Below are 7,090 nucleotides of genomic sequence, written 5' to 3'. Positions count from 1 at the left end.
GATGGTCCCAGAGGTCCAAGACACAGCGTCGCAGACGGAGCTGTCACGATCGCGCAGAAAAAAAATCTCAAAATTTACGCGCTAAACTACGAAGCGAGCCGTTTTTGGGAGTTTAGAAGCTGGGATAAAATGGTCTTGCCAAAGCCCTTTTCGCGCATAAATTACAGCCTTAGCGAGCCACTAGATATCGCTGGATTGGGGCTAGAAGAGGCGAAAGAGAAAATAGCGAATTTGCTTTTTGCTCAGGCCAAAAAAGATAAAAATTTCGATTTTTAGTTTTGCATAAACGATTTTTGGTATAATTAGCATTTTTTAGGAGAAAAAATGGGACTTTTCAAGGCTAAATCTTTTCTAAGCGTAGCGCAAAATGATAGCGAGTGCGAATTTGTTTTTAGAAAACTTGGATTTAGTAAAAAAATCGTAGATGAAAAGACGCTCAAATTTAGCGTCGATAGTGCAACTGATTTTGTGGCGCAAATGGCGGAATTTAGGCAAAGCATTGCCAAGAGTTTGCACGCAAATATACTAATCGACGACCCTGCTCAGAGGGTGATTTTTTCTAGCGAGCCTAAAAGGGCTGACGAGTGCTTTTATCAAAGCGTCGATAGCGATTTTACCGTGGAATTCCCGCGTAGTGCGACTACTAAAAGCGACGAGAAATTCGGCGCGAGCTTCAACTCTTACGAAAGCCTTTTTAAGGTGCTTTATTTTTTATACAAAAATCAGCATGAAATCGATAGTGTCGCGATGTTTGTGCTCAAATTTAACGACCGCGTGGCGTTTTTGGTGGCAAACAAAAAACGCGCTCTCTATGCCGATATGATTCTCATAGATGACGAAATGAAGGGCATGATGAGCGATAGCGATGAGTTGTTTTATGAAATTTTAAATTTCCAAATCGACAATTTTTACCAGTCGAAAAACAGCGAGTTTTTGACAAATGTTTTCATTTACTCAGACGGCACGCTCAGCAATGAGATCGGTTATGTGATTTTTACACGAATCCATATCAAAACAAATCTTATCAACCTAAATTTCGCCGATTTTATCAACAAAATTGCTATGGTTGAGGCCAGAAATTAGCCCTTCGCACTCTGCTAAAATTTCGCTTCTAGCGAAAATATAAGGGCGAATTAGTGGCGGAATTCGCAAAATTCGGCATTTTTCTTTGAATTTTTTATCCATTTTAGCTTTCTCAAATGGTGCGACGAAGTAGAATTTTTCGTTTTTGCAAACGCAAATTTTGCCTGAAATCACACAATCTGTTTTTTGGATTTCTTTTCGTTGATTTTGGCTTAAAACGATGCCCGAAATTTTACATGCTTTATCGATTAAATTTAGGCTTTTTTGCGAATTTTCAAGCACAAAAAATTTATCTTTTTGATATACAAATTCGCCCATTAAATTTGCCTTGTCGATTGATAAAAACTCAAAACTTTTGGCTAATTTTAAAGCGTATTTTTCTACGAATTTATCGCTAAATTCAGCCCTTACGGCGTTCCTTGCAAATTTGGTATTTTCGTTCGAAATGTCGTTAAAAAATTTGATTTTATTTTCACTTAAAAACTCTAAAATTTGCGTTTTGCTGACATTGTAAAAAGGTCGCACGATAGCGTAATTTGCGCGATTTTCGATTTTTTCAAAGCCTAGCAGATTTGCTAGACCTGCACCTCGTCCAAGTTGCATTAAAAACCACTCAAATTTATCGTTTAATTGGTGGGCTGTGATGAGATTTTCATAGCCAAATTTAGCGCAAATTTCATCAAAAAAATCGTAGCGAATTTTACGCGCAGTGTTTTCAAAATCGCCTGAATTTTCTAAATTTAGCGGAGCAGTTTTGACAAATAAATTCACGCCAAATTTATCGCAAAGCTCTTTTGCGGAAATTTCTTCTAAATCGCTATTTTCGCGGGTTTTGTAATTCACAAAGGCACAGTCAAATTTAACGCCCAAATTTAAAAGCGTATAAAAAAGCGCCGTGCTGTCGCTCCCATGCGAAAAAGCAAGTAAATTTTTCCTACCACGCAAAAAATCCAAAATCTCGCTATCAATGTTTAAGGTTTTCAAAATCTTTCTTTCTAAAAATATCTGTAATGATAGCTAAAAAGTGATTAATTTTGAATTTTTTGTCATTGCGAGACTTTGCGAAAGCAAAGTCGTGGCAATCCAGCAAACGGCAAAGCCGTTTTTGTAAGGTCGCATGTGCCCTACAATTTTGATTTGCCAAATTTTTTGATGGGCAAGGATGCCCACCCTACGCTTCTAGCTGTTTATTTACCGTTATTATCAAATTTTTCTTTTAATTCTATCAATAAATTTTCAAAATGGTTATCTTGTAAATATTCTGCAAATTCTATCAAAATGTCAAATCCGTCATTTTTTTTGATATTTTGTAGTACTGCTTTATTGTTATTATTGCCACGCAAAAAATCTTTAAAAGCCGACATAGTATTTTCTATTGTCTCATAATTATGAAATGGAATAACTCTTTCATTGTCCTCCGCATAAAAATAAAACCAACGAATATATGCTTCATAAGCTAATTCATTATATGTTATTTTACCGTCTCGATATCTAATGACAGCTATATCTTCCTTTCCGTCTTTATCTTTTGAATTTTTAATCTTTTCTATAACTTCATTAAATTTAGCTTTTGCCTTGTCACTAAATTTTTTCTCAACCAAAAAATCAGACCATTTACCCACAATATTATTTTTTGCAGTATGTTCTTTTATTTCTTCTAAGCATAATTCTAAATCTTTCATATATTGCCTTTATTGATATTGAGTAATTTTTACTTTTAAGGTTTTTCCGTCATCTGTATAACGAGCAGAGTAATTTAAAGATAAATCAAGAAATTTGGCTTCACAATACGACTCTCTATCTTGTTGTTCAATAGTATCGATTTCAGTTAGCTTTGCTTGTTTTAGTTCCTCTATTTCTTTAAGCAGTTTTTCTTTGTCCATGTTATAACAAAAACTCTGTTTCATTTGTATCACTTCTTCGACTGACAGCTTCTTTTTTAAGGCAACGCAAGCACAATATGTACCGGCGCTGGAGCAAATATTGCTTGAAAATATTATTTTTTCCACGGTTTCTTTTACATCGGTATCGCCACAACTTGGGGCTTTTGGTTTTGCTCCTATTCCGTCATCGCCACAACCATAAAACAACATTGCACCAAAAATCATACAAATCAAATGTTTTTTCATTTTTACACCTTTAATAAAAAATCTTGCTATTATACCAAGCTTTTACTTAAATCTTATAAAATTTAAGGAATATATCCCTTTAAAATTAAAAATACAAGTATTATTTCCTTTGTTAGATACAAAAACTTTTATCCGTATAATTTCTGCAAAATTCAAGGATAAAAAAATGTCAAAAAAGCTAACTCAAAGAGATATTTGTGGGATTTTGGGGATTGATACAAAGACGCTATATAACTGGCGTAAAAACAAGCCCGAACTTTATCGCATTGTTATGCTTGGATTTAAATTTGATGAACTTCTGAAAGCCCACGAAGAAATTTACACTGAACTTTTAAAAATAGCCGAAGAAAATAGGGAATTTAGGTTGAAATAGTTTGTCATTGCGAGAATTTGCGTAGCAAATTCGAAGCAATCCAGCAACGGCGAAGCCGTTTTAAAATCAAACATTGTTTAAATTTTTTGGATTGCCACGAATTTTTGCTTTCGCAAAAATTCTCGCAATGACATTAAATTTGTTTTGTAATTTTTCCTATGAGTTTTCCGCCGACGAATTCGCTAATTTCGCACTCGTAGAGCTGTCCGATTTGCAAATTTTGTATCTCGCTTTCGTTGATTAAAATCTCGCCGTCGATGTCTTTGTCCCAAAGAGCAAGTTTTGCGCCGTAAAAAAACTCACCTTCACTGCTAATGCCCGTGATTTCCACGCTTTGTGTGGTGCCTACAAGCCCGGTGAAACTCTCACAAATCGCCTTATCCACGATTTTTTCGATTTTATTTAGCCGTTTTGTGATAACGCGAGTTGGAATTTGCTCCATTTCGCAACTTGCTGTGTCTTCTTCTTTGGAGTAGGCAAAGGCTGAAATTCTATCAAATTTAAACTCGCTTAAAAACTCGCAAAGCTCGTTAAATTCGCTCTCGCTCTCGCCCGGGTGCCCGATTATCACGCCGGTTCGCAAAAACGAATTTGGAGCTTCTCGCATTAAATTTAGCAAATTTAAAATTTCATTTTTGCCGTTTCCGCGCTTCATAATTTTTAACATTTCGTCATTTATGTGCTGGATTGGCATATCGAAATAATTCACAAAAACGCTTGAATTTATGATAGTTTTAATCAAATTTTCACTCGTCGTGGTCGGATAAAGATAAAGAATTCGCGCAAATTTTACGCCCTCAATCTTTTCAATGCGATTTATAAGCGCGATTAGCCCGTCTTTTTCGCCTCTATCTCGCCCATAGCTGCTCGTATCTTGCGCGATAAAGCTAAAATCATAAAATCCCTGTGTGACCAAATCCCTAACTTCGGCTTCGATGTCATCTAAACTGCGACTTTTCAAACGCCCTTTGAAGCTTGGAATCGCGCAAAAACTGCATTTTTGGTTGCACCCTTCGGCGATTTTAATGTAAGCGTGAAAATTTGAGCCAGTGATTACCCTTTTTTGCGTGGTTTGCAAGTAAGTATTGGGCGAAAATAGATTTTGTTTTTTTAAAATCATCTCGTCGATTTTATCGTAGTCGCCGACACCGCTGAAAATATCTACTTCGGGGAGTTCTCGCATAAGCTCGTCTTTGTAGCGCTCCATCAAACAGCCAGTTACGACTAAAACGCCGTTTTTTTTCTTAAATTCGGCTAGTTCGAGTATGGTTCGGATACTTTCTTGCTTCGCCGAAGCGATAAATCCGCAGGTATTTACTATCATGACATCGGCATTTTGGGGCTCGGAGACGATTTCGTAGTTTTGCAACCTACCAAGCATAATCTCGCTATCGACGAGATTTTTATTACAACCAAGGCTTACTAAATAAAGTTTTGGCATTTTTACAACCAAATATTATCGATTAGGCGCGTTTTGCCAACCTTTGCGGCGACAAGAATAATGGTGTTTTTAGGCTCGATTTGGTCTAAAATTTCGAAATTTCTATTTACAAACGCGATATAATCGACCTCTAATGGCTCTAAAATCGAAAGCATTTTATCCTTTAAAATACTCGTGCTAATCTCGCCTTTGGCGATTAGATTGCTAGCGTTTAAGAGGGAGCGCGAAATTTTAAGCGCTAGCATTTTTTCCTCTTCGTCTAAATACGCATTGCGCGAGCTCAGAGCCAGCCCGTCGCTCTCTCTGACGATTTCGCACGGCACGATATTAATATCCATTAAAAAGCTTTTTACCATATTTTGCACGATAAAGAGCTGTTGGGCGTCCTTTTTGCCCATATAGACATTGTTTGGGCGAACGATATTGAAAAATTTATTCAGCACCATACACACGCCGTCGAAGTGCCCTGGGCGGGTTTTGCCCTCCAAAATTTCAGATGTCGGGCGCACCGCTATGATTGTTGGTTCATTATCAGTGTAAATTTCGCTAACTTCTGGGATAAACATAGCGTTGATATCTAAATTTTCGCAAATTTTAATATCTGCTTCTTCGTTTTTTGGATATTTTTCGTAATCCTCGCCCGGTAAAAACTGCGTAGGATTTACGAAGGTCGATACGATTACGATGTCGTTTTCGTTTCTGGCTTGTTTGATTAGGCTTATGTGTCCAGCGTGCAAAGCACCCATTGTAGGGACAAATCCCACATTACCACAGGCATTGGCACGAAATGCTCGTAACTCTTCTACTGTTCTTATGATTTGCATATTTACTTCCAAATTTTGAAATTTAAATGGCGATTATAACTCAAAAAAATTAAAATTTAACTCTGGGTTAAAAGGGTTAAAAGCTTTAAGCTGTTATAATCTCGCAAAAAATTTAAAGGCAAAACTTGGATAATTACGAATATAGCGAACTTTTGAAAAACCTTGACATAAAAATCAATAATATTAGCTCGATTATCAAACCAGATGAAATTAGCGCGCGCTTAGAGGAAATTTCAAAAATCGAAGCGGACGAGAAATTTTGGAGCGATGTGAAGCTAGCAACTCAAATCGGACGCGAAAAGACCAAAATCAGCTCAGTGCTAGCTAAATTTAAAAAGGCAAATTCTGCGCTTGATGATGCGCGTGAAATTTACGAATTAGCCCTTAGTGAAAATGATGATGATACGATAAACGACCTTTTTGAGGGCGCAGGCGAGCTAGAAGAGGAAATTTCAAATTTAGAGTTAGCGATGATGCTCGGTGGCGATGACGATGACAAAAACGCGATTATCACTATCCACCCAGGAGCTGGTGGGACAGAGAGTTGCGACTGGGCGGGCATGCTGTATCGTATGTATAGTAGGTTTTGCGAGAGAGAAGGGTTTAAAATCGAGGTTTTGGACTTCCAAGAGGGCGATGAAGCGGGGATTAAAGATGTGAGCTTTATCGTGCGTGGCGAAAACGCCTATGGGTATTTAAAGGCCGAAAACGGAATCCACCGCCTAGTGCGAACAAGCCCATTTGATAGTGCAGGGCGTAGGCACACGAGCTTTTCAAGCGTCATGGTAAGCCCTGAGCTAAACGATGATATTGAGATAAATATCGAGGATAAGGATATTAAAATCGATGTTTTTCGCGCTAGTGGGGCAGGTGGGCAGCACATCAACAAAACAGAAAGCGCTGTTCGCATAACTCACTTAGCCACTGGGATTGTGGTGAATTGTCAAAACGATAGAAGCCAACACAAAAATAAAGAAACGGCAATGAAGGTGCTAAAATCGCGACTTTACGAGCTTGAACTTATGAAAAAACGAGAAGCAAGCGATAGTATCGAAAAAAGCGATATTGGCTGGGGACATCAGATTCGCTCTTATGTGCTTTTCCCGTATCAGCAGGTCAAGGACAACCGCTCAGGCGAGGCGTTTAGCCAGACTGATGCGATACTTGATGGCGATATAAAAAAGCTAATCGAGGGCGTTTTAATTTCGCAAGCAAACAAACAATAAATTTCATTAGAAAG

At 37.7% G+C, this 7,090-nt stretch carries 8 protein-coding genes and 1 pseudogene; 4 read left to right on the top strand and 5 right to left on the bottom strand.

Annotated features, from left to right (window positions below):
* Together OFN91_RS05815 and OFN91_RS05810 are read left to right on the top strand one after the other, a co-directional pair.
* Nucleotides 1–276 (top strand): annotated as a pseudogene (locus OFN91_RS05815) (lysophospholipid acyltransferase family protein); the annotation flags it as partial.
* Nucleotides 277–324: 48 nt separating this feature from the next.
* Entirely contained in the window at nucleotides 325–1,083 is a 759-nt protein-coding gene (locus tag OFN91_RS05810; protein WP_270873587.1) for a hypothetical protein, read from the top strand.
* Here the strand turns inward: OFN91_RS05810 and tilS are convergent.
* The 3 genes from tilS to OFN91_RS05795 all read right to left on the bottom strand — a co-directional run bounded on the left by tilS (nucleotide 1,030) and on the right by OFN91_RS05795 (nucleotide 3,212).
* Nucleotides 1,030–2,067 carry a tRNA lysidine(34) synthetase TilS gene (gene tilS / locus OFN91_RS05805; RefSeq protein WP_270873586.1) on the bottom strand — a complete coding sequence of 346 codons (1,038 nt, stop codon included), beginning with the start codon at nucleotides 2,065–2,067 and terminating at the stop codon, nucleotides 1,030–1,032. The two genes, OFN91_RS05810 and tilS, sit on opposite strands and share 54 nt — an antisense overlap.
* 203 nt (nucleotides 2,068–2,270) lie before the next feature.
* The gene (locus tag OFN91_RS05800; RefSeq protein WP_270873585.1) at nucleotides 2,271–2,765 is read right to left on the bottom strand and encodes a hypothetical protein; all 495 of its coding nucleotides are present in this window, start codon (nucleotides 2,763–2,765) and stop codon (nucleotides 2,271–2,273) included.
* Between the two features lie 9 nt (nucleotides 2,766–2,774).
* On the bottom strand, nucleotides 2,775–3,212 hold the full coding sequence (locus tag OFN91_RS05795; protein ID WP_270873584.1) for a hypothetical protein: 438 nt from the start codon (nucleotides 3,210–3,212) through the stop codon (nucleotides 2,775–2,777).
* A 166-nt stretch (nucleotides 3,213–3,378) separates the two neighbouring features.
* On the opposite strand from OFN91_RS05795, the gene OFN91_RS05790 reads away from it, so the two are divergent.
* Nucleotides 3,379–3,585: a transcriptional regulator gene (locus tag OFN91_RS05790; protein WP_270873583.1), complete on the top strand. Its 207-nt coding sequence runs from the start codon at nucleotides 3,379–3,381 to the stop codon at nucleotides 3,583–3,585.
* A gap of 133 nt (nucleotides 3,586–3,718) precedes the next feature.
* On the opposite strand, the gene rimO is transcribed toward OFN91_RS05790, so the two are convergent.
* A complete protein-coding gene (gene rimO / locus OFN91_RS05785; protein WP_270873582.1) occupies nucleotides 3,719–5,026 on the bottom strand; it encodes a 30S ribosomal protein S12 methylthiotransferase RimO in 1,308 nt (435 codons plus the stop codon).
* A 2-nt stretch (nucleotides 5,027–5,028) separates the two neighbouring features.
* Complete coding sequence (gene panC / locus OFN91_RS05780; protein ID WP_270858263.1) at nucleotides 5,029–5,850, bottom strand: pantoate--beta-alanine ligase; 822 nt, start codon at nucleotides 5,848–5,850, stop codon at nucleotides 5,029–5,031.
* Between the two features lie 125 nt (nucleotides 5,851–5,975).
* On the opposite strand from panC, the gene prfB reads away from it, so the two are divergent.
* Nucleotides 5,976–7,076 (top strand): peptide chain release factor 2, encoded by a 1,101-nt coding sequence (gene prfB / locus OFN91_RS05775; RefSeq protein WP_270873581.1) that lies wholly within the window; start codon nucleotides 5,976–5,978, stop codon nucleotides 7,074–7,076.
* Nucleotides 7,077–7,090 lie beyond the last annotated feature (14 nt).

Source organism: Campylobacter sp. JMF_08 NE1 (genome assembly GCF_027737875.1).
Lineage (GTDB): Bacteria > Campylobacterota > Campylobacteria > Campylobacterales > Campylobacteraceae > Campylobacter_B.
This window is presented reverse-complemented; position numbering and strand designations above follow the sequence as displayed.